Raw genomic sequence first — 20,493 nt, 5'->3', positions numbered from 1 at the left:
GTCCCCATTCTGCGGGAAACCCGGATTGACGCGCTACGGTCAAGGTTCTCAAGTGCGCGCGCAGGAAGGAACCGCCTTGGCCCGCATTCGCCCGTACCAGAGCGGCGATCTCGACGCCCTCTACGACATCGCCCTGAAGACGGGCGAGGCCGGGGACGACGCCACGCATCTCTACCGCGACCCCAGGCTGGTCGGGCACATCTACGCCGCCCCCTATGGCGAGCTGGAGCCGCGTTCGGCGTTCGTCGCCGAGGATGACCAGGGGGTCGCCGGCTACATCGTCGGCGCCGTCGACACGCGGGCGTTCGAGGCGCGCTGCGAGGAGGCCTGGTGGCCCGCGCTGCGGGGGCGCTATACCGATCCGGACACGCAGTCGCCCGACACCTGGACCGCGGACCAGACCCGCGCCTACCAGATCCACCATCCGCATCCCGCGCCGCGCCGGGTGGTCGCCCTCTATCCCAGCCACCTGCACATCAACCTGCTGCCGCGGCTGCAGGGCCAGGGCGTCGGCCGGCGGATGATGGACGCCTGGCTGGGCGCGATGACCGCCGCCGGCTCCCCGGGCGCCCACCTGGGCGTCGCCACCACCAACGCTCGTGGGCTCAGGTTCTACCGCGCCTACGGCTGGACCCAGCTGGAGCTCGGCCTGCCGGACCTGGGCTCGATCTGGTTCGGCATGATGCTGCCGCGCTAGCGGGTCGCAAGCGGGGGGCGGAACCCCTCACCTTCCCAAGCTCAACGCTGTCGCGTCGACCTTGGGCCCCTCCCTCTCCCTATGGGAGAGGTGAACTAAACTGTTGGCCATGCTAAAGAAATTACCTCTCCGATAGGGAGAGGAAAGGGCCCGCGCGGCTTGCGTGAGCAAGTCGCGTGGGAAGGTGAGGGGTTCCGCCGCCTCAGGGCAGGCCTAGCCCCTACCCGTACATCTCCGCTTCCATCATCTCCCGGGTGATGCGCCAGGCGCCGTCCAGCCAGTCGAGGATTTCCTGCGCCGCGGGCACGTCGGCATGCGGCGCATAGCGGTCGCGCAGGCGGGCCTTGACGTCGTCAGCCAGGGCGTCGAGGCCGGTGTCGTTCATCACCCCGATGTGCCGTTGCAGCATGGCGCCCAGCTCGGGGCCCATCACCTCCGCCGCCGCCTTCTGGAAGGCCGCCAGATACTGGTAGTCCTCGCCCAGGCGGTAGCTCTCGGCCAGGCTGATCGCCGGAATCCGGGTCAGGGCCGGCTGCAGCGCCGGGTTCACCGCGTGGGCGGCGATGTGCGGGGCGATGCTCGCCGGCCGGCCGGTGAACGGGCGGATGTAGAGATAGGGCGACATCCGCGGCCCGTCGTTGACCGGGTAGTTGTCCCACAGGAACGGCTTGCGTCGCAGCTGCCCGGCGACCCGCCGCAGGTGGCCGGGGCTGAATTCCTTGGAACAGGTCTCCTCGCCGGTCCAGAACACCTCGATCGAGGGATCCAGCGCCGCGCCGAACTCTTCCAGATAGCCCTCCGGCCGCCGGCCGAAGGCGATGTCCAGGCCGACGTCGTCGTTGTAGTACGTCGGGCAGGCGATGATCCGGCTGGCCTTCGTGCGGCCGGCGATCCAGTGCAGGATCTCCACCTGGGTCTTCGCCACCCCCGGCAGGTCGCCGCGCATGTCGTCGAACAGGATGCCGAGGTCCTGGACGCCCAGCGCATCGAGCTCGTCCAGCTTTCGCCCCAGCGCCGCCTTCGCCTCGTCGCCGAAGTCGCGGTAGATCTCGAACGGGCTGAGGCCGACGCCGAACCTTACGGCGTGCGCCGCGCAGTGCGCCGCCAGGTCCTTCAGCGCCGTCGTGTACTCGGCGGGATGCGGCTCCTGCCAGCGCTTGCGCAGGTACGGATCGGCCTTGGGCGCATAGATGTAGAAGCCGTAGCCGTGCGGGGCCAGGCCGCTGACCTGGTCGCGCCGCGCCTGCCAGCTCCACGGCTTGCCATAGTAGCCCTCGATGATCCCCAGCTCGACCTTCGCCCCCCCGACCTTCGTTGGTGCGGCCATACAATCACTCCCCTTTGTCTTCACGGCCCGTCCTGCAGGCGCTCGAGCGTCCAGGCGCCGATGGCGGCCATCCGCGGATCGTCGGCCAGGCCGGCGTCCAGCAGCATCAGCCCATAGAGCACCGCCCAGCCCCGCGCACGCCTCCACGTGGCGGCGGAGACCTCCGGCAGGGCGGCGACGGCCCGGGTCCGGGTCCGCGCCCGGGGCAGCAGCATCCAGACCGCCGCGAGATCCGAGGCCCGGTCGCCGCGCGCCATGTCGCCCCAATCGATCACCGCGCTCAGCCGGCCGCCCCGCACCAGCACGTTGCGCGGATGCGGATCGCCCTGGATCCAGGTCGGCGCGGCGTCGTCCGGCGCCGCCAGGGCGTCGGCCCAGATCGCGTGGATCGCCGGAGTGACCAGGTCCGTCCGGCCGGACAGCTTTCGTAGGCGATCGTCGAACACGAAGGCCCGTTCGGCCAACGGCACGCCGCGCAGCGGATTGTGCGGCGCCGCGTCGGGAGCCGGCACGTGCAGCGCGCGAAAGAAGCCGGCCAGCGCCTCGCCCTGATCGTCGTCCGGCGGCGCCAGGTCGGCCGTCTCGCCCTCCAGCCAGGGCGTGATGCTCCACGGCCAGGGGAAGCCCTCGCCCGGCTCCCCGATCCGCACCGGCGCGGGGATATCCAGCGGCAGGCGGTCCTTCAGCACGGGCAGCCAGCGCTGCTCGTGCGCGATCAGCCGCGCCCCCACCGCACGCTGCGGCAGACGCAGCAGCAGGTCGTCGCCCAGCCGGAAGATGGCGTTGTCCCAGCCCGAGGCCAGGAAGCGGATCGGCCGGTCCGCCAGGTCCGGATGCTGCGCCGCCAGCAACCGCCCGGCCAGCGCCGCATCCACGGCGATCTCGGCCGCCGGCGTACCGGACGGGGGGGTCTGGGTGGTCATCACCATTTCCGTAGCGGCCGTTGGTCGATCAGCAAATCCCCCGCCCTTCGCATTCGTCACCCCGGACAAGGGCGCGACAGCGCCCGCCGATCCGGGGCCGGCAGCTCCGCGACCGGGACGAGGTCCAGCGCAGGGCTGACGGGTCGGCGGCCAGCCGCCGTCGTCTATGGATCGGCTCGGCTGGCCCCGGGTCTGCGCTGCGCTCCGCCCGGGGTGACGGGGGATGTGCTAGTACCGCGCCGCCGCGCGCGAGATCACTCCGTCGTCGGTGAGCGCCAGGTGGGTCAGGGTCTGCTCGTCGTGGGTCATGCGCCAGGACAGCAGCTTCTGGGCGTAGTCCAGCATCACCGGGGCATAGGCCGGATCGCCGGCCAGGTTGTTCAGCTCGTCCGGGTCGGCTTGCAGGTCGAACAGCAGCGGCGGCAGGCGGTTGAAATGCACGTACTTGAAGCGGCCGTCGCGGATCACGTTCAGGCTGCACTGATGCAGGGTCAGGCCCAGCTTCGCCTCGGCCGCGGGATCGGTGACGTCCCGGAAGTCGTATTCCCAGTGCGCCTCGGCGCGCCACGCGGCCGGGGCCGGCTCGCCGCGCAGGAACGGGCCGAGATCGGCGCCGTCGCACTGGACGGGGACCGGCGAGCCGATCGCCGCCAGCAGGGTCGGCATGATGTCGACGTTCTCGCTGAACGCCCGCACCACCCGCCCCCGTCCGGCGTCGGCGCTGGCGCGGGGATCGCGGACGATCAGCGGGATGCGGTAGGAGCCGTCGAAATAGCCGCATTTGCCCAGCAGCCAGTGGTCCCCCATCTGCTCGCCGTGGTCGGACGTGAAGATGATCAGGGTACGATCGATCAGGCCGGACGCGCGCAGGAAGCTCACGATTCGCCCCACCTCGTCGTCCACCCGGCTCATCAGGCCGTAGTAGACCGCCTTCAGCCGGCGCAGCTTCAGCTCGTCCTCGGGCGCGCGGAACTGGCGCTTCGACAGCTGGTGGGCCAGCCAGGGATGCTGGGCGGCCTCCTCGTCGGCACTGGCGGCGCGCCGGAAACCCGGCACGGCGCGAGGGTCGTAGAGGGCGTTGTACGGCTCGGGCGCCACGAACGGCGGGTGCGGGCGCAGCCATGACAGGTGCGCGACGAACGGCGCCTTGGCGGCGGCCATGTAGTCGATCAGCCGGTCGGTGAGGAAGGCGGTGTCGTCGACCTGCGCCGGGAAGGCCAGCGGCCGCGGGTGCGGCGCGCCGTCCTCGTACTCGGGACCCGGCGCGCGCAGGCCGTAGGCGTAGCCCGGATGGTCGGGGGTCTCGTAGCCCTGGGTGTTCAGCCAGTCGGTCCAGGCGGTGGGGCGACCGTCCATCGCCGTGATCACCCGGATGCCGGGCAGCGGCCCCTCGTAGGTGCGCAGCCAGGGATCGTCCTCGGCCAGCTCGCGCGGGTCGCGGCTGGTGTCGGTGTAGCCGAACAGCACCGGGTCGTAGCCGAGCCTGCCCGCCTCCAGCGCCCAGTTGGTGTGCCGCCCGTCCAGCGGCGTGCCGTTGGTCCCCGACCGGTGGTTCTGCAGATAGAGGCCGGTGTGCAGGCAGGCCCGGCTGGGGCCGCACGGGGCGGTGTTCGCGAAGTGATTGGCGAACAGCACGCCCTCGGCCGCCAGCGCGTCCAGATACGGCGTGCGCACCATCGGATGCCCCAGCGCCGACAGGCAGTCGCCCCGCCACTGGTCGGCGGTGATGAACAGCACGTTCAGCGGCTCGGCCATGTCTTCGCTCCCCTTGGGACAGGCAACTTATCGGCGGCGTCGGGATTGACAACGGCCCGCTTTGGCCGGCCCGATACAGTGTAAACAAGCAACGAGGATCGGGAGGTCCCCATGGCCGACGGCGTCACCGCAGCCAGCACCGGCACGCAAACGGATCAGGGCGCGGAGGTCCTCTACGAGGTCGCCGACCACGTCGCCACCATCACCCTGAACCGGCCCGAGCGGATGAACACCATCTCCGGCCCGATGCTGAACCAGCTGACCCAGCATCTGCTCAAGGCCGACGCCGACAAGGACGTCCGGGTGGTGATCCTGACCGGCACGGGCCGGGCGTTCTGCGCCGGCCTGGACCTGTCGGAGGCGACCCGCGCCAAGGGCTCCGACGGCATCCTGTCCAGCGCCGGGGGCGGCGGCTTCAACGACCTGGACCTGCGCAACACCCCGCCGACCGTGCTGTTCAACATGGGCAAGCCGACCATCTGCGCCCTCAACGGCTCGGCCGCCGGCTATGGCATGGACACGGCCCTGGGCTGCGACATCCGCCTGATGGCCAAGGGGGCCAAGATGGCGGCCGCCTTCACCAAGCGCGGCATCGTGCCGGAAAGCGGCGGCACCTGGTTCCTGCCGCGGCTGGTGGGCTGGTCGAAGGCCGCCGAGCTGATCTTCACCGGCCGCACGCTGACCGCCGACGAGTGCGTCGAGATGGGCCTGGCCTCCGCGGCGATCCCCGAGGCCGACCTGGCCGCGGCCGCGCGCAAGCTGGCGCTCGAGATCGCCGGCAACGCGCCGCTGGCGGTGCAGGCCTCCAAGAAGCTGATGCGCATGGGCCTGGAGGAGACCTTCAACGACCACGTGCACCACGTCTTCCTGCAGCTCCTGCCGCTGGTGCGCACGGCCGATGCGGCCGAGGGCATGCGCGCCTTCATGGAGAAGCGGCCAGCCGAATTCACCGGTCGCTGATCCGCAGTCGGGGCGGCCGCGTACCAGGGGGCGAAGGGGGTCGCGCATGGGCGAACTGGCGCAGCTGCTGGTGATCAACGCGGGGGTTTCCGCCGCGTGCTTCCTGGCCCTGTGGGGCATCGGGGTCGCGCTGAAGGACGTCACCTTCGTCGACGCCTGGTGGGCGTTCGGCATGCTGGTGCTGGCGCTGTCCAGCTATCTCGTCACCTGGCCGGCCAGCCCGCACAAGTTCGCCCTGGTCTGCCTGACCGCCGCCTGGAGCCTGAGGCTGGGCTTCCACCTGCTGTGGCGCTGGCGCACCCAGGGCAAGGACCGGCGCTATGTGACCATGCTGGGCAAGGCGCAGAGCGAGCGCGGCTGGGGCTTCGCCAAGGCGTCGCTGCTGCTGGTGTTCGCCCTGCAGGCGCCGCTGCAGTTCATCGTCGCCCTGCCGGTGCAACTGGGGCAGCTGGCGCCGGATGACGCGCGGCTGGGCCCGGTCGGGGTCGCCGGCGTGGCGGTGGCCTGCCTGGGGCTGCTGTTCGAGGCGGTGGGCGACTGGCAGCTGGCCCGCTTCAAGGCCGACCCGGCCAACAAGGGTCAGGTGATGGACCGGGGCCTGTGGCGCTTCACGCGGCACCCAAACTACTTCGGCGACGCCTGCGTCTGGTGGGGCCTGTTCCTGATCGGCCTGGAGACCCGCTACGGGATCTGGGCGATCCCGGGCCCGATCCTGATCACCTTCCTGCTGACCCGCTGGAGCGGCGTGCCCACCGTCGAGGGCCGCCTGCGGCGCACGCGGCCGGGCTATGAGGAATACGTGGCCCGCACCTCGGGGTTCATCCCCTGGTTCCCGAAAAAGGCCTGACGTTTCCGAAAAAGGCCTGACCGGCCAACGGCCCAGCGCACGAAGAGGCCCGGCCATGCAGCCGGGCCTCTCGCCTCGCGCAGCGGCGTCCACTACCAGCCGCGCGGGGTGTAGCCGATGTCGTAGGTCACCTGCTGCATGCCATCGCGGACCGCGTCAGCATAGCAGTAGGCCCCGTCCTCATCCTCGGCCTGGGGCCGGGCGCCGAGCTGGTCGCAGGCCGACCGGGCGGCGTCCTCGATCCGCGCCTTCAGCCGATAGGCGTCGCGGCGCGAGCCGAGGTCCAGCTCGGCATAGCGCACGAGGCGCGCGCTGGAGACCTGATAGGGCCGCTCCTCGATCGGTCCGCCGATGTTGGCGCGGCCGTCATGCCCGTCGGTGTGGGCCCCATAGGGAGCCACCACCACGCCCTCGACGGTGTCGCCGTCGCGGACGTCCTGCGCGCGGGCGGGCGTCACCGCCAGGCCCAGGGCAAGGGCGCCGGCGGCCGCGCCGCACAACGCCTCACCGAGGATCGAGAGATTGAAGCCGGTCATGAGCGTTCTCCCTCTGGGACGTTCTCAGTCAGGTCCGGCCTACCAGTCGCCCGGCGTGTAGCCGATCTGGTAGGCGGCATCGTGCAGGCCGTGGCGCACGGCGTCGGCGTAGCAATCGCGCGCGCCGTTGTCGGCGTCGTACGGATAGTCGCGATCCAGCTGGTCGCAGGCGTCGCGGGCGGCGCGCTCGATGCGGGCCTTCAGCACGTGGGCGCCGTAGCCGGTGTCCACGTCCAGGTCGTCGTAGCGCACGGTGCGCGAGGCCGAGACCAGATCGATGTCCGCGCCGATCGCCGAGCGCCCCAGGTGGCGCGGCGCGGTGACCGTCAGGCCTTCCTCGTCGACATAGCGGCTGTTGTCGTCATAGCTCGAGGCCGGGGCATAGCCATTGTCGTAGTAGCCGTCGTCCTGGGCGTGCGCCGGGATCGCGGCGAGGCCAAGGCTGAAGGCGCCGGCGGCCAGGCCCATCACCCCACGCTTCATCACAGCGATAGTATTGATGGTCATGATTGGCTCCTTGATCAGGTATTCGACGCGGGAGACAGCCAATCCCGGACCCTTGGTCCAAGCGGGTCAGCACACCCGGAATGTCGTCGTGGGAAGACAACACACGATCAGGTGGGCGGTTCCTTGGCTTGCGCGCAAATCCATGAGCAAGAGCGCCAAACAGGCGATGCCGGACCGACGGCTTCGCTTGCCTGATCCGCATCCGGGCACAAGCCGTGGCCGTCGTAGTCCGGCAGCGGACCTAGGCCTGGTACAGCAGCCTGCGCGGCGCCCAGCAGGCATGCGTGCCGCTGCAGATCTTGTGCGGCAGGGCGACGCGGGCCACGGGGCCGTCCTGGATGCGCCGGGCGTCGAGGATCAGGCACTCCGAGCGGCCGGCGGTCTCGTCGGTGATAAAGCTCACCAGATATCCGTCATCCTCCGCCACCGCGCCGACCCGCGGCGCGAACGGCGCCTCGCTGGCGTAGCGCCCCTCGTCCAGGGTCAGCGACCAGCTCTCTCCGGTCTCGAGGTCGTGCTTGACGAAGCCGTTGAACAGGAACCAGCCGGGTTTGGTGGTGGTGGAATAGGCGTAGCGGTACTTCCGCCCGGCGTAGGCCTGATTGAACATGCCGAACTCCAGCACCCGGTCGTCCAGCCGCTGCTCGCGGGTGGTCCCGTCCCTCAGGTTGAAGCGCCAGCGGTGCAGCTTGGAGCGGAAGCTGTGCTCGTCCAGGTAGGCCATCATGTGCTCGAAGCCGGGCGGGGCGTCGCGCCGCGGGCGCGGCATCGGCTCTTCCTGGAAATAGCCGTCGAGGAGCACCTCGTCGCCCTCCTCATAGGCGTTCAGCCAGTGCAGCACATAGGTCGGCGCCGCCTCGAACCAGCGGATGTCCTCCGTTCGCCCGTGCCGCGGCACCAGGGCGAAGCGCGAGGGCAGGCCCTCGTGCAGGCGCACCGCATGGATGTTGCGCTTCAGCAGCTCGGCGTCCCAGAACACCGGCAGGTCGTTGAGGATCGACCAGTGCTCGGAAAACGCCATGTCGTGCGGCAGGCGCGGCCCAGGCAGCGGCACCGGGATGTAGGTCTTCAGCCGGTTGTCCGGTCCGACGACGCCATAGTGCATGTACGGCGGGTGCTTGGAGTAGTTGAAGAACATCAGCTCGCCGGTGGCCTCGTCGACCTTGGCGTGGGCCGAGATGCCGTCGATGGGGACCCAGCCCTCGACCCCGATCGTTTCCAGCGTCGCCGGGTCCATTCGGTAGCCCTCGCCACACTGGTAGAAGGTCGACAGCGCCTTGCCCGCGTGCACGACGATGTCGGTGGACGATGCATCCTTCAGCGCCCCATGCGCACCGAAGCCCGGGCGCAGGGCCAGCGCCGGCGGATCGGCCAGTCCGCCCCACAGCGAGCCGCCCGCCTCCTGTTCCGCCTGGAAGCCGCGGGTGCGCACGAAGCGGTTGCGATAGTTCGCCCGGCCCTCCCGGAAGTCGATCTGGTGCACCATGGCGTCGCCGTCGAACGGATGGAACCGGCCGAGCGGCTGGTGGATCTGGTTCTCGGTGTTGCGCAGGTAGACCCCGTCCAGGTCCTTCGGAATCGCCCCCTCGATCACCTCGAGGTCCGTCGCGTTGACCTCCTCCATCAGCGGCGTCCAGGCGCCGTTGAGATAGGGGTGGTTGCTGGGCTGCAGCGAGCTGACGATCGGGGCCAGGCGCTCGACGAGCATGGACGTGCCTCCCGCGCCCTCTGGAACGGGGCGCCTGGACGGAGTGGAAGGCCGCAGCAGGATGCGGTCAAGGGCTGCAAACGCGCATGGCGATCTCATCCTTCTCCCCTTGCGGGAGAAGGTGGCCCGCGCCAGCGGGTCGGATGAGGGGTCGATGATCCCCTTGTGCCTAGCCTGCCGACACCCGCGCCGCGCCAACCGGAGGCGCTTGTCGACCCCTCATCCGTCTTGCTGCGCAAGACACCTTCTCCCGCAAGGGGAGAAGGACCACTAGGGTGCAGTCCAAAGATCGGGGGGAACAGCATGTCACTCGCCAGCACGCCGCCCTGGACCCTGCCGGACGCCCAGCCCTTCGAGGTCCTGGACCACGTGCAGGTCGTCATGGCCGATGGCGTGCGCCTGTCGGTCCGCCTCTGGCTGCCGCAGACCCGTCCGGCGCCGGCCGTGCTGGAGATGATCCCCTACCGCAAGCACGACCTCTACCGCGGCCACGACGACGCCTGGGGCGCGGCGCTGGCCAGCCGCGGGATCGCCTATGCGCGCGCCGACGTCCGCGGCTCCGGCGACTCCGGGGGCGTGCTGACCGACGAGTATGCCGAGGCCGAACTGGCCGACGGGGAGGCGCTGATCGCCTGGCTGGCGGCGCAGCCCTGGGGCAACGGCGCCGTGGGCATGCGCGGCCTCTCGTGGGGCGGCATCAACACCCTGCAGGTGGCCGCGCGCCGGCCGCCGGCGCTGAAGGCGATCATGCCGTTCGGGACCTGCGACGACCGCTTCACCGACGACGCCCACTACCTCGGCGGCGCCCTGGCGCGGGCCAATTTCCAGTGGGGGGTGGGCTTCAAGACGGTGATGGCCGCCCCGCCGAACCCGGCGGTGTTCGGCGCCGGCTGGGAGGACGCCTGGCGGCAGCGGCTGGCGGCGACGCCGCCGATCCTGGAGCGCTGGCTGTCGCACCAACGCTTCGACGCCTACTGGCGGCGCGGCTCGGTGCGGCTCGACCCGGGCGCCATCGCCTGCCCGACCTACGTCGTGGCCGGCTGGGCGGACACCTATGTCAACGCGGTGGACCGGCTGCTGCGCAGCCTGACCGTCCCGCGCAAGGGGCTGGTCGGACCCTGGGGGCACACCTACCCCTGGGCCAGCAATGTCGGCCTCGACTGGGCGCACGAAGAGGTGCGCTGGTGGCGACACTGGCTGATGGGCGAAGCCACCGGGATCATGGACGAGCCGATGCTGCGGGCGTTCATGCCCGGCCAGACCACCGCCCAGGCCGCGCCGGCGCCCGCGACGGGCCGCTGGATCGCCGAGCCCGTCTGGCCGCCCTCGCAACACCCCGGCCGCCGCCTCCACCTCGCCCGCGGCGGGCTGAGCCTGGCGGCGGCGCCGGACGCCGGCGCGGTCGCCGTCGACGGCGCGCGGGTCGTCGGCCTGAGCAAACCGGAATGGCTGGACCGCCTGCCGGCCGACCAGGCCCCGGACGACGCCCGCTCGGTGGTGTTCGACACCGGCCCCCTGGCGGAGGACCTCGAGATCCTCGGCGCGCCGACGGTCCGTTTGCGCCTGTCCGCCGACCGCCCCGTCGCCCAGGCGGCCGTGCGGCTGTGCGCCGTCGACCCGGACGGCGCCTCCTGGCTGGTGGCCTATGGCCTCAGGAACCTCGCCCACCGGGCCTCGCACGCCGAACCCACGCCGCTAACCCCCGGCGAGGTGTTCGACGTCGACCTGCCGATGGCCTTTGTCGCCCACCGCTTCAGCCGCGGCCAGCGCATCCGCCTGGCGATCAGCGAGAGCCTCTGGCCCCTGGTCTGGCCCTCGCCGGAGCCGGCGACCCTGATCCTCGACCTGGCCGGCTGCCGCCTGGACCTGCCGGTCCGCCCGCCGGAGGCCGAGCCCGCCCCCTTCCCGATCCCGATCCTGCCGCGGGGACCGGGCGAGGCGCGCTCGATCGCCCAGGCGCCGGGCGCCGACGGCCGCTACGTCCTGGCCGACGCCCCGCCCGCCACCACGACCCGGCCCCGCGGCGCAGACGTCGCCGTCACCCGCCAGCGCACCAGCCTCAGCGAGATCACGCCGGGCGACCCCGCCAGCGCCCACTGGGCGCAGACCGCGCGCACGCGCTTCGAAGGGGCAGGGTTCGAGGCGACGGTCGAGGCGGCCTACGACCTCACCGCCACGGACGCGATGTTTCACCTCGTGGAGTCGGTGAAGGCCTGGAAGGACGGGGCGCTGGTGTTCGAGCGCGAGACGCGGGCGGAGGTCGCGCGGGACTTGCTGTGAGCGCCGCCGTGTCTTCCACCCTCCCCTTTATGGGGAGGGACAGATCGCGCAGCGATCAGGGTGGGGAGATGCGACGCTCCCGCCGAACCCGATGATTTCTTTGTCCCGGCAGGCGTTCCCCACCCTGGCGGCTTCGCCGGCTGTCCCTCCCCATAAAGGGGAGGGTGGCAATCACGCCGCCCCCACCCCTTCGAACCAGGCCTCCACGGCCGGCAGCACCAGGTCCGGGGTGTTGAAGCCGCGGGTGACGAGGCCGTAGGTCCCCTCGGCGCTGGGGCCGGCGACCAGGGTCGGAAAGCCGGTGACGCCGGCGCGCTGCGAGACGCCGTAGTCGGCCCAGGTCTCCATCTTCAGGTTTTCGTCGCCCAGCAGGGTTTCGAACTGGCCGGCGTCGAAGCCGAGTTCTCCGGCCAGCCGTCCCAGCACGGCCGGATCGGTGACGTCCTGGTTCTGGGCATAGAAGGCGCCCTGGATGCGCACCAGCAGCGCCAGCGCCAGGGTCGCGTCCTGCCGCCGGGCCAGCACCACGGCGCGGGCGGCCGGGTCGGTGTCGTAGACGAAGCCTTCGCGCTCGAAGAAGCTCCAGTCGAACGGCTGCCCGGAGGCCTGCTGCACGTGCTCCCAGTGGTGGCGGGTGTCGGCCTTGGCCGCCTCGGTCATCGGCCGGTCCGTGCCGGGGCGGAGACCGCCCATCACCAGGCGGATCGGCAGCGCGTCGCCGAAGCGCCGGCGGATCAGGGCCATCACCGGCACGAAGCCCCAGCACCAGGAGCACATCGGGTCGGCGAAATAGACGAGGTGGGGGCGCATCTCTTCCATGGCCCAGGAGGCTAGCACCGCCGCGCCGGGACGTCCCGCCCCCTCCCCGGCTTGTGAGCGGGGTGGGTCCTTATGAGAAATTGTCGATTGAGCCGCCCGCCGCCCGCACTAGGGTCTGTGCCAACCGCGCAAGGGAGGACGACATGCTGGACCTGCACTATTGGCCGACGCCGAACGGCAAGAAGGTGACCATTCTGCTGGAAGAATGCGGCCTGCCCTACCGCATCGTACCGACCAACATCGGCAAGGGCGACCAGTTCACCGCCGACTTTCTGAAGATCAATCCGAACAACCGCATGCCGGTCCTGGTCGACCAGGAGCCGGCCGACGGCGGCGCCCCGATCAGCGTCTTCGAGTCCGGCGCGATCATGATGTACATTGCGGAAAAGGCTGGGAAATTCTATCCGCAGGACGTGCGCGGCCGCTACGAGGTGAACCAGTGGCTGATCTGGCAGATGGCCAACCAGGGGCCCAAGAGCGGCGAATGCGGCCACTTCCGCCGGCTGGGCGACACCCAGGGCGACCAGTCCTATGCCGTGCGCCGCTTCACCGACGAGGTGAACCGCATGTACGGGGTGCTGAACAACCAGCTGTACAACCACCGCTACCTGGCCGGCGACGCCTATTCGATCGCCGACATGATCTGCTACCCGTGGACCGTGAACATCGCCGGACAGGGCTCCGACATCAACGATTTCAAGTATTTCAAGCGCTGGTTCGACGAGCTGAACGAACGGCCGGCGGTGCAGAAGGGCATGGCCGTGACCGCCGGCCCCACGGAGGACTTCGCCGCCCTGTCGCCGGAGGAACGCGAACGCCGCCAGAAGCTGCTGTTCAACCAGCGCGCCCGCCCGGCCCCGGCCACCGGCGGCATCGAGGCCTGAGGATGCGATGACATCCGCAGGGCCCGGCGCGGACACCCGGGCCCGCGTCGCTGACATCCTCGGCTGGAGCCCTGCGGAGTGGCGCCCGGCCCATGGCGGCTACACCCCGGCGGCGCGATGGCGCGTGGCGGGGGATAGCGGGCGGCGCGCGTTCGTCAAGCTGGCGACGACGCCGCTGACCGCGCGGATGCTGCGCGGGGAGATCCGAGCCTACGCGGCGCTGTCCGGCCCGTTCATGCCGCGTGCGCACGGCTGGCGTGACGATCCGGCGGCGCCGCTGCTGGTGACCGAGGACCTGGGCGCGGCGCACTGGCCGCCGCCGTGGCGGGATGGCGACGTCGCCGCGGTGGTGGCGGCGATCGAGGCGCTGCACGCCGCCACGGCCGACCTGCCGCCTTTCTCGAAGGCGCACGCGGACAACGGACCGGGCTGGGGAGCGGTGGCGGCGGATCCGGACGCCTTCCTCGGACTGGGCCTGGTCTCGGCGGACTGGCTGGCGCGCGCCCTGCCCGCCCTGATCGAGGCCGAGGCCGCCTGCCCGACCGCCGGGAACGCGCCCTGCCACCTGGATCTGCGCAGCGACAACCTGTGCCTGGACGCTGACGGCGTGCGGCTGATCGACTGGGCCGCGGCCTGCCTGTCCAACCCGCGGCTGGATCTCGGCTTCTGGCTGCCCAGCTTGGCCTTCGAGGGCGGGCCGCCGCCGGAGGCCATCCTGCCCGACGCGCCGGAGGTGGCCGCCTGGACCAGCGGCTTCTTCGCCGCGCGGGCCGGCCTGCCCGACATCCCCGACGCCCCGTTCGTGCGGCGGGTGCAGCGCGAGCAGCTTGGCCCGGCGCTGGCCTGGGCGATCCGGGCGCTCAGGCTCGAGGGCGTCTAGTTCGGGCCGTCAGCCCACCACCGCGTCGGCGTTCAGCGCCTGACGCCATTCGTGCTGCTTGGCCTTCAGGGCGTCGGTCAGGCCGAGGGCGGACATCTCCGAGCCGTCGACCTCCTCCAGCACCTCATAGGCGAAGGCGTCGGCGCCCTGGGCCTTGAACACCGCCTGCAGCGCCTTGTTCGGGTGCGAGCCGAGCTTCAGCGTGAACCAGACGCTGTTCTGCTGCTGGCCGATGTTCTTCGAGGTTCCGACCCACGCCTGGCCGGTCGCCGCGCAGCGCAGGGCGAAGATCCCCGCCGGCCGCTTCTCCTCACGATAGGCCTGCAGCATCTCGCGCTTGCGGGACTTGTCCATGGTGCGGCTCCTCTTGGGGAGCTTCATAGCAAATCCGCGGCGTCAGCGCTTTGGGCTTTGCGCCCGCTTCAGCAACTTCAGATCGCCCGGTCCTGCCAATAGGCGTCCTTAAGCAGCCGCTTATAGAGCTTGCCGGTGGGCAGCCGGGGCATCTCGGCGATGAAGTCGATGGAGCGCGGGGCCATGTAGTGGGCCAGGGTCTCGCGGGCGAAGTGCAGCAGTTCGGCCGCCAGCTCGTCGGTCGGCTCGACGCCCGGCGCCGGCTCGATCACCGCCTTGACCGCCTCGCCCATCTCCTGGTCCGGCACGCCGAACACCGCCACGTCGCCCACCTTGGGATGGGTGATCAGGGCGTCCTCGATCGCCTGCGGGTAGATGTTCACCCCGCCGGAGATGATCATGAACGCCTTGCGGTCGGTCAGGTACAGGTAGCCGTCGGCGTCCAGGTAGCCGACGTCGCCGAGGGCGTTCCAGTTCGGGTGCTGCGGGTGGCGGGCCGCCCGGGTCTTCTCCGGGTCGTTGTGGTACTCGAAGGTCGCCGTCTCGCGCTCGAAGTAGACCAGCCCCGCCTCCCCCACCGGCAGCTCGTTCCCGTCGTCGTCGCAGACGTGCAGCACGCCCAGCGCCGCGCGGCCCACCGAGCCCGGATGCTGCAGCCAGTCCTCGCTGGTGATGAAGGTCGAGCCGGAGCCTTCGGTGCCGGCGTAGTATTCGTAGAGGATCGGCCCCCACCACTCGATCATCTGCCGCTTGACCTCCACCGGGCAGGGCGCCGCGGCGTGGATGGCGACCTGATGGCTGGAGAGGTCGTGCACCCCGCGCGCTTCCTCCGGCAGCTTCAGCATGCGCACGAACATGGTCGGCACCCACTGGCTGTGGGTCACCTTGTACTGGTCGATCAGGCGCAGCGCCTGCTCGGCGTCGAAGCGCTCCATCATGATCACCGTGCCGCCGAACGACTGCACGCTCAGCACATAGGCCAGCGGGGCGGCGTGGTAGAGCGGCGCGGGGGACAGGTAGACGCTGTCCGCCGTCAGACCGTAGCGGTTGACCAGCTGGCGCGCGGCGAAACCCTCGGCCGGGGTCATGTCCGGCAGCGGCCGCAGGATGCCCTTCGGCCGGCCGGTGGTGCCGGAGCTGTAGAGCATGGAATCGCCCATCCACTCCTGTGCCAGCGGCTCAGGCGAGGCGGAGGCCAGGGCGTCCTCATAGGATTCGTAGCCGTCGATCGTCCCGTCCAGCATGAGCCGCACGGGGCAGTCCGGGATCAGCTCGAGCAGCGCCTGCGCCGTCTCGCGCTTGGCGTAGGAGGTGATCAGCGCCTTGGCCCCGCAGTCGCCGATGATGTAGGCGGCCTCGTCGGGCGGCAGGTAGCGGTTCACCGAGGTAAGGTAGAAGCCGGAGCGGAACGCCGTCCACACCGGCTCCATGAAGCGCAGGTTGTTCTCCATCAGCACGGCGATGTGGTCGCCCCGCCGGAAGCCCTGGGCATGAAGGTACTGCGCCAAGCGGTTGGAACGCTCGTCGAGCTCGGCGTAGGTGACCTGGGCCCCGGTGTCCGCCGAGATCATGGCGGGCTTGTCCGGGGTCAGGCGGGCGTGGTCGGCGAGGTACATGGCGTCAGTCCAGGTCCATGCCGTTCATGCCGGCGTTCTTGCGCGCCTTGCTCATCATGTCGGCCACCAGGGCGCCCATCTCGTGCGGGTCCTTGGTCGGCTTGGCCGTGGGGCCGCGGTGCCAGCCCTCGGCGATGGCCAGGACGTTGCCGCTGGCCTCGAACATCCGGCCGCTGACGTCGGCGGACTGCTCGCTGGCCAGCCACACGGCGATCGGCGCCACCCACTTCGGATCGCCCGACTCGCGTCTTTCCTCGGTGATCGGCCCGCCCAGATCCTCGGTCAGCCGGGTGAGCGCGCCCGGCGCGATGGCGTTGACGGTCACGCCGTAGCGGCGCAGCTCGCGCGAGGCGATGATGGTGAAGGCGGCGATGCCCATCTTGGCCGCGCCGTAGTTGGTCTGGCCGATGTTGCCGTAGATGCCCGACACCGAGGAGGTGTTGATCAGCCGCGCGTTGGCGCTCTCGCCGGTGGCCTTGTTGAGGTCCCGCCAGTAGTTGGCCGCATGGTGCGACGGGGCGAAGGTGCCCTTCAGGTGCACCTTGATCACCGCGTCCCATTCGGCCTCGGTCATGTTGACCAGCATGCGGTCGCGCAGGATGCCGGCGTTGTTGATCAGAACGTCCAGCTTGCCGAAGGTCGACACCGCCTGGTCGATCATCCCCTTGGCCTGGTCCCAGTTGGAGACGTCGGCGCCGTTGGCCACCGCCTCGCCGCCCATCGCCCGAATCTCGTTGACCACTTCGTCGGCGGGACCCAGGTCCGCGCCCTCGCCATCGCGCGCGCCGCCCAGGTCGTTGACCACCACCTTGGCCCCCTCGGCCGCCAGCATCAGGCAGTACTCGCGCCCGATTCCCCGCCCGCCGCCGGTGACGATCGCCACCCGGCCTTCGCACAATCCCGCCATCGCTCTTCCTCCGTTCATGGCTGCGCCGGCGACGGAGACATTCGGGCGGGTCGGAACGGCGGCGATGCGCGGCCGCAAGCGGCCACATCCCTCCCCGACACTGACAGGTCCCGCGTCCTTCGACGGCGCGAATTTCTTGTTGCCGTAAGGGATACGCCGAGGCCCGCGACACCTGCAACCGTGCCCCGGGGGTAGGTCGCTACGTAAGGTCTCCTTTCCCCGTGAACGGGGAGGTGTCGGCTAAGCGTAGCGGGCGACGATGGGGCATCTTTGCCTCGTCACCCCGGGCGAAGCGCAGCGTAGACCCGGGGCCAGCCGCGCGGACGCTTAGAGGATGGTGAAAGCGCCCTGCCCAAGCAGCGCCAAGCTGGAGCGCTTCTAAGCCACGGAACCGCCGGCCCCGGCTCTGCGCTGCGCTCCGGCCGGGGTGACGAAAAGGGGCAGGACACGTCCTCGCAAGCAAGCGGGGGAAGGCCTCAGGCGCGCAGCTCCTGGCTGCGGCTCACCTGCGCATACAGGGCCTCGTCGTCCCAGATCTCCACGGCGTTACAGCTGGTGTGCTCGACCAGCAGCTGGTCGGCGCGAAGGCGGGCGGCGTCTTCATCCGGCCAGAGCGACAGCTCCATGGCCGGGATGCCGCCGTCGGCGCGCACGCAAAGGAAGGTGAAGGTCTTCATCGTTCACCGGCCCGTCCCGGCGCCGCAGCGCCCGAACAGTTCTGACCCTCTGGCCCACCACGGAACAGCCTCCGCTGCCGTGACCTTGAGCGCGAGAACAGGAAAACGCCAGTGAAAACAGCGTCGGATACCCGACGTTCGCGCCGGTTTGGCGATCTCGGGATCCCGATACCGACAACAATATTTCACAAATCTTGCAACTGGACCCCGCTTCCGGCGAACGATCGCTCGCCGGAAGTCGGGTGTCTCAGTGTCGAAGCGATCAGCGCGCCATGTTGATGATGTGCAGCTGGGTGAATTCGGCCAGGCCTTCCTCGCCCAGCTCGGTCCCCAGGCCCGAGAACTTGGCGCCGCCGAACGGGATGTTGGGCGCCAGTTCCGCGTGCTTGTTGATCCACACCGTGCCGGTGTCCATCCGCTCGGCCAGGGCGTGCGCCTTGTCGAGGTCCGACGACCAGATCGAGCCGCCGAGGCCGTAGGGCGAGTTGTTGGCCCGCGCCACGGCGTCGAGGTCGTCGGCGAACTTGATCACCGGCAGCACGGGGCCGAACTGTTCCTCGTCGACCAGGCGGGTCCCGTCGGTGATGTCGCGCACGATGGTCGGCTTGATGAAGTAGCCCTTGCCTTCCACCGGCACGCCGCCGGCGATCACCTTGCCGTGCGCCCTGGAGTCCTCGATCAGGCCCATCACCTTGTCGTACTGCATCTTGTTCTGCAGCGGGCCGAACTGGGTGCCCTGTTCCAGGCCGTCACCGACCACGGCCTCGTTGGCCAGGCGCGCCAGCTCGTCGCACACGGCGTCATAGATGCTTTCGTGCACATAGGTCCGCTTCATGGCGATGCAGACCTGGCCGGAGTTCTGGAAGGCGCTCTGGAACAGCTTGGGCGCCACCACCTTGGGATCGTTGTCGGCCAGCACGATGCCGGCGTCGTTGCCGCCCAGCTCGAGGGTGATGCGCTTCAGCGCCTCGGCGGCGCCCGCCATCACCCGCTTGCCGGTCTCGGTCGAGCCGGTGAACGAGATCTTGCGCACGTCCGGGTGGGCGGTCAGCGCCGCGCCCAGATCGCCGTTGTCGGCGATGATGTTCAGCACGCCCGGCGGCAGCAGGTCCTTGATCAGGGCCCCGATGCGCAGCGTCGACAGCGGCGTGGTCGGCGCCGGCTTCAGCACGATGGTGTTGCCGGCCAGCAGCGCGGCCGGCACCTTGAAGGCCATCAGGATCAGCGGGAAGTTCCACGGCACGATCGCGCCGATCACGCCCAGCGGGCGGCGGCGCTGCTCGACGCGGCGGTTCGGGCTGTCGTCGATCACCTTCACCGGCAGGTCGAGGGCCGTGAAGTAGCGGAAGAAGGCCGCCGCGCCGTAGACCTCGCCGGTGGCGTCGCCGATCGGCTTGCCCTGTTCCTGGGTCAGCAGGCGCGCCAGCTCGGCGGCGTTGTTCTGGATGGCGTCGGCGATGGCCAGCAGCGCCTTCTTGCGCTCCTCGATCGGCGTGGCGCTCCAGGCGGGGAAGGCCGCCTTGGCCGCGGCGACGGCCTTGTCCAGCTGCGCCTTGGAGGCGCGCGGCGCCTGGGCCAGCACCGCCTCGGTCGCCGGGTTGATGACGTCCATCGTGGAGTCGCCGGCTTCCAGCGCGCCACCGATCAAAAGCTTGAAGTCTTCCATGGCCTGTTCCTCCGAAGCGCGTGGCCGCCGTTCGCGGCCGAATTCCTGAACGCTGATAACATACATTTATCGCTGACGGCGCGGCTTGGATACCGCCCGCGAGCAGCGGGGCTTGGCTTACGCGCCGGTCAATTGCTTACAAGAACCCGGTGACGCTGCGGGCGCCAAGCGAGGAAGACAAGACATGCCTGAATTCAGAACGGTGAAGGCCGGCGAGGTCTCCCTGCGCTGCGCCATCGAAGGCTCCGGCCCGCTGGTGGTGATGGTGCACGGCTTTCCGGAGAGCTGGTACTCCTGGCGCCACCAGATCGGCCCGGTGGCCGAGGCCGGCTTCACCGCCTGCGCCATCGACGTGCGCGGCTACGGCGGCTCGGACAAGCCGCATCCGGTGGACGCCTATTCCATGCAGCACATCACGGGCGACGTCGCCGCCCTGGTCGAGGCCCTGGCCCCCGGCGAGAAGGCGATCCTGGTGGGCCATGACTGGGGCGCGCCGATCGTCTGGAACACCGCCCTGACCCGCCCCGATCGGATCAAGGCGGTGGCCGGCCTGTCGGTGCCCTATACCGGCATACCGACCCGCTCGTTCCGCGAGGTGTTCGAGGCGGTGTTCACCAGCCAGGGCAAGTTCTTCTACCAGGCCTATTTCCAGGAACCGGGCGTGGCCGAGGCCGAGCTGGAGAAGGACGTCCGCGACAGCCTGCGACGGTTCTACTACGCCATCTCCGGCGAGGGAGCCTCGAACTGGCCGAACGACAAGGCCCACGGCGACCCGCTGCTGAAGGGGCTGCCGGATCCCGACCCCTTCCCGGCCTGGCTGACGCCGGCGGATCTCGACTATTTCGTCGGCGAGTTCGAGGCGTCCGGCTTCCGCGGACCGCTGAACCGCTATCGCAACCACGACGCCGACTTCGCGTGGCTGCAGGGCTTCAAGGGTCGCAAGATCGAGCAGCCGTCGCTGTTCATCGGCGGCGAGCGCGACCTGGTGCTGTCGATGCTCGGCCGCGGCGACCTGGTGGCGATGATGAAGGCCGAGATGACCGACCTTCGTGGGGCGGACGTGCTGCCGGGCTGCGGCCACTGGACCCAGCAGGAGCGCCCGGCGGAGGTCAACGCCCGGCTTATCCCCTGGCTCAGGTCGGTTTGACCA

At 70.2% G+C, this 20,493-nt stretch carries 19 protein-coding genes; 7 read left to right on the top strand and 12 right to left on the bottom strand.

All coding sequences use genetic code 11. From position 1 onward, the window contains the following. The first annotated feature begins 76 nt into the window (after positions 1-76). Positions 77-697 (top strand): GNAT family N-acetyltransferase, encoded by a 621-nt coding sequence (locus ACO2Q3_RS25155; protein WP_423311747.1) that lies wholly within the window; start codon positions 77-79, stop codon positions 695-697. 220 nt (positions 698-917) lie between these two features. Here ACO2Q3_RS25155 and ACO2Q3_RS25150 read toward each other — a convergent pair whose 3' ends face one another. From ACO2Q3_RS25150 to ACO2Q3_RS25140, 3 genes are all read right to left on the bottom strand, one after another. Next, positions 918-2,024 (bottom strand): beta-N-acetylglucosaminidase domain-containing protein, encoded by a 1,107-nt coding sequence (locus ACO2Q3_RS25150; RefSeq protein ID WP_423311745.1) that lies wholly within the window; start codon positions 2,022-2,024, stop codon positions 918-920. Positions 2,025-2,044: 20 nt separating this feature from the next. Further along, positions 2,045-2,947, bottom strand: a complete 903-nt coding sequence (locus ACO2Q3_RS25145) for an aminoglycoside phosphotransferase family protein (protein ID WP_423311743.1) — start codon at positions 2,945-2,947, stop codon at positions 2,045-2,047. A gap of 228 nt (positions 2,948-3,175) precedes the next feature. Beyond that, the gene (locus tag ACO2Q3_RS25140; protein ID WP_423311741.1) at positions 3,176-4,702 is read right to left on the bottom strand and encodes an alkaline phosphatase family protein; all 1,527 of its coding nucleotides are present in this window, start codon (positions 4,700-4,702) and stop codon (positions 3,176-3,178) included. Positions 4,703-4,813: 111 nt separating this feature from the next. On the opposite strand from ACO2Q3_RS25140, the gene ACO2Q3_RS25135 reads away from it, so the two are divergent. Continuing rightward, the gene (locus ACO2Q3_RS25135; RefSeq protein WP_423311739.1) at positions 4,814-5,662 is read left to right on the top strand and encodes an enoyl-CoA hydratase/isomerase family protein; all 849 of its coding nucleotides are present in this window, start codon (positions 4,814-4,816) and stop codon (positions 5,660-5,662) included. A 46-nt stretch (positions 5,663-5,708) separates the two neighbouring features. Continuing rightward, positions 5,709-6,509 carry a DUF1295 domain-containing protein gene (locus tag ACO2Q3_RS25130; RefSeq protein ID WP_423311737.1) on the top strand — a complete coding sequence of 267 codons (801 nt, stop codon included), beginning with the start codon at positions 5,709-5,711 and terminating at the stop codon, positions 6,507-6,509. Positions 6,510-6,601: 92 nt separating this feature from the next. Here ACO2Q3_RS25130 and ACO2Q3_RS25125 read toward each other — a convergent pair whose 3' ends face one another. The 3 genes from ACO2Q3_RS25125 to ACO2Q3_RS25115 form a co-directional block, all read right to left on the bottom strand. Then, positions 6,602-7,045, bottom strand: coding sequence for a UrcA family protein (locus tag ACO2Q3_RS25125; protein WP_423311735.1), 444 nt, complete (start codon positions 7,043-7,045; stop codon positions 6,602-6,604). Positions 7,046-7,084: 39 nt separating this feature from the next. Further along, positions 7,085-7,552 carry a UrcA family protein gene (locus tag ACO2Q3_RS25120; RefSeq protein WP_423311733.1) on the bottom strand — a complete coding sequence of 156 codons (468 nt, stop codon included), beginning with the start codon at positions 7,550-7,552 and terminating at the stop codon, positions 7,085-7,087. A gap of 241 nt (positions 7,553-7,793) precedes the next feature. Then, positions 7,794-9,260 (bottom strand): carotenoid oxygenase family protein, encoded by a 1,467-nt coding sequence (locus ACO2Q3_RS25115; RefSeq protein ID WP_423311731.1) that lies wholly within the window; start codon positions 9,258-9,260, stop codon positions 7,794-7,796. A 303-nt stretch (positions 9,261-9,563) separates the two neighbouring features. Between ACO2Q3_RS25115 and ACO2Q3_RS25110 the strand changes: the two genes are divergently transcribed. After that, positions 9,564-11,540 carry a CocE/NonD family hydrolase gene (locus ACO2Q3_RS25110; RefSeq protein WP_423311729.1) on the top strand — a complete coding sequence of 659 codons (1,977 nt, stop codon included), beginning with the start codon at positions 9,564-9,566 and terminating at the stop codon, positions 11,538-11,540. Between the two features lie 171 nt (positions 11,541-11,711). On the opposite strand, the gene ACO2Q3_RS25105 is transcribed toward ACO2Q3_RS25110, so the two are convergent. Next, a complete protein-coding gene (locus ACO2Q3_RS25105) occupies positions 11,712-12,350 on the bottom strand; it encodes a DsbA family protein (RefSeq protein WP_423311727.1) in 639 nt (212 codons plus the stop codon). A gap of 152 nt (positions 12,351-12,502) precedes the next feature. On the opposite strand from ACO2Q3_RS25105, the gene ACO2Q3_RS25100 reads away from it, so the two are divergent. Next, on the top strand, positions 12,503-13,243 hold the full coding sequence (locus tag ACO2Q3_RS25100) for a glutathione S-transferase N-terminal domain-containing protein (RefSeq protein WP_423311725.1): 741 nt from the start codon (positions 12,503-12,505) through the stop codon (positions 13,241-13,243). A 7-nt stretch (positions 13,244-13,250) separates the two neighbouring features. Then, positions 13,251-14,123: an aminoglycoside phosphotransferase family protein gene (locus ACO2Q3_RS25095; RefSeq protein ID WP_423311723.1), complete on the top strand. Its 873-nt coding sequence runs from the start codon at positions 13,251-13,253 to the stop codon at positions 14,121-14,123. A gap of 9 nt (positions 14,124-14,132) precedes the next feature. Here ACO2Q3_RS25095 and ACO2Q3_RS25090 read toward each other — a convergent pair whose 3' ends face one another. The 5 genes from ACO2Q3_RS25090 to ACO2Q3_RS25070 form a co-directional block, all read right to left on the bottom strand. Then, positions 14,133-14,477, bottom strand: coding sequence for a GIY-YIG nuclease family protein (locus ACO2Q3_RS25090; RefSeq protein WP_423311721.1), 345 nt, complete (start codon positions 14,475-14,477; stop codon positions 14,133-14,135). 77 nt (positions 14,478-14,554) lie between these two features. Then, a complete protein-coding gene (locus ACO2Q3_RS25085) occupies positions 14,555-16,093 on the bottom strand; it encodes an acyl-CoA synthetase (protein WP_423311719.1) in 1,539 nt (512 codons plus the stop codon). A 4-nt stretch (positions 16,094-16,097) separates the two neighbouring features. Further along, a complete protein-coding gene (locus ACO2Q3_RS25080; RefSeq protein ID WP_423311717.1) occupies positions 16,098-17,000 on the bottom strand; it encodes an SDR family oxidoreductase in 903 nt (300 codons plus the stop codon). 476 nt (positions 17,001-17,476) lie between these two features. Beyond that, complete coding sequence (locus tag ACO2Q3_RS25075; RefSeq protein ID WP_423311715.1) at positions 17,477-17,677, bottom strand: hypothetical protein; 201 nt, start codon at positions 17,675-17,677, stop codon at positions 17,477-17,479. 262 nt (positions 17,678-17,939) lie between these two features. Continuing rightward, a complete protein-coding gene (locus tag ACO2Q3_RS25070; protein WP_423311713.1) occupies positions 17,940-19,343 on the bottom strand; it encodes an aldehyde dehydrogenase family protein in 1,404 nt (467 codons plus the stop codon). A gap of 184 nt (positions 19,344-19,527) precedes the next feature. Between ACO2Q3_RS25070 and ACO2Q3_RS25065 the strand changes: the two genes are divergently transcribed. Beyond that, complete coding sequence (locus tag ACO2Q3_RS25065) at positions 19,528-20,490, top strand: alpha/beta fold hydrolase (protein WP_423311711.1); 963 nt, start codon at positions 19,528-19,530, stop codon at positions 20,488-20,490. Positions 20,491-20,493 lie beyond the last annotated feature (3 nt).

It is taken from the genome of Caulobacter sp. KR2-114 (assembly GCF_049446115.1).
In the GTDB taxonomy this organism is placed as follows: Bacteria; Pseudomonadota; Alphaproteobacteria; order Caulobacterales; family Caulobacteraceae; genus Acaudatibacter.
The sequence above is the reverse complement of the archived record's forward strand: the minus strand, read 5'-3'. Positions and strand labels throughout refer to the sequence as shown.

Excerpts from the sequence above, each read along its gene's own strand:
- ACO2Q3_RS25150 (WP_423311745.1), bottom strand. The coding sequence starts at position 2,024 with ATGGCCGCACCAACGAAGGTCGGGGGGGCGAAGGTCGAGCTGGGGATC.
- ACO2Q3_RS25145 (WP_423311743.1), bottom strand. The coding sequence starts at position 2,947 with ATGACCACCCAGACCCCCCCGTCCGGTACGCCGGCGGCCGAGATCGCC.
- ACO2Q3_RS25140 (WP_423311741.1), bottom strand. The coding sequence starts at position 4,702 with ATGGCCGAGCCGCTGAACGTGCTGTTCATCACCGCCGACCAGTGGCGG.
- ACO2Q3_RS25135 (WP_423311739.1), top strand. The coding sequence starts at position 4,814 with ATGGCCGACGGCGTCACCGCAGCCAGCACCGGCACGCAAACGGATCAG.
- ACO2Q3_RS25130 (WP_423311737.1), top strand. The coding sequence starts at position 5,709 with ATGGGCGAACTGGCGCAGCTGCTGGTGATCAACGCGGGGGTTTCCGCC.
- ACO2Q3_RS25125 (WP_423311735.1), bottom strand. The coding sequence starts at position 7,045 with ATGACCGGCTTCAATCTCTCGATCCTCGGTGAGGCGTTGTGCGGCGCG.
- ACO2Q3_RS25120 (WP_423311733.1), bottom strand. The coding sequence starts at position 7,552 with ATGACCATCAATACTATCGCTGTGATGAAGCGTGGGGTGATGGGCCTG.
- ACO2Q3_RS25115 (WP_423311731.1), bottom strand. The coding sequence starts at position 9,260 with ATGCTCGTCGAGCGCCTGGCCCCGATCGTCAGCTCGCTGCAGCCCAGC.
- ACO2Q3_RS25110 (WP_423311729.1), top strand. The coding sequence starts at position 9,564 with ATGTCACTCGCCAGCACGCCGCCCTGGACCCTGCCGGACGCCCAGCCC.
- ACO2Q3_RS25105 (WP_423311727.1), bottom strand. The coding sequence starts at position 12,350 with ATGCGCCCCCACCTCGTCTATTTCGCCGACCCGATGTGCTCCTGGTGC.
- ACO2Q3_RS25100 (WP_423311725.1), top strand. The coding sequence starts at position 12,503 with ATGCTGGACCTGCACTATTGGCCGACGCCGAACGGCAAGAAGGTGACC.
- ACO2Q3_RS25095 (WP_423311723.1), top strand. The coding sequence starts at position 13,251 with ATGACATCCGCAGGGCCCGGCGCGGACACCCGGGCCCGCGTCGCTGAC.
- ACO2Q3_RS25090 (WP_423311721.1), bottom strand. The coding sequence starts at position 14,477 with ATGGACAAGTCCCGCAAGCGCGAGATGCTGCAGGCCTATCGTGAGGAG.
- ACO2Q3_RS25085 (WP_423311719.1), bottom strand. The coding sequence starts at position 16,093 with ATGTACCTCGCCGACCACGCCCGCCTGACCCCGGACAAGCCCGCCATG.
- ACO2Q3_RS25080 (WP_423311717.1), bottom strand. The coding sequence starts at position 17,000 with ATGGCGGGATTGTGCGAAGGCCGGGTGGCGATCGTCACCGGCGGCGGG.
- ACO2Q3_RS25075 (WP_423311715.1), bottom strand. The coding sequence starts at position 17,677 with ATGAAGACCTTCACCTTCCTTTGCGTGCGCGCCGACGGCGGCATCCCG.
- ACO2Q3_RS25070 (WP_423311713.1), bottom strand. The coding sequence starts at position 19,343 with ATGGAAGACTTCAAGCTTTTGATCGGTGGCGCGCTGGAAGCCGGCGAC.
- ACO2Q3_RS25065 (WP_423311711.1), top strand. The coding sequence starts at position 19,528 with ATGCCTGAATTCAGAACGGTGAAGGCCGGCGAGGTCTCCCTGCGCTGC.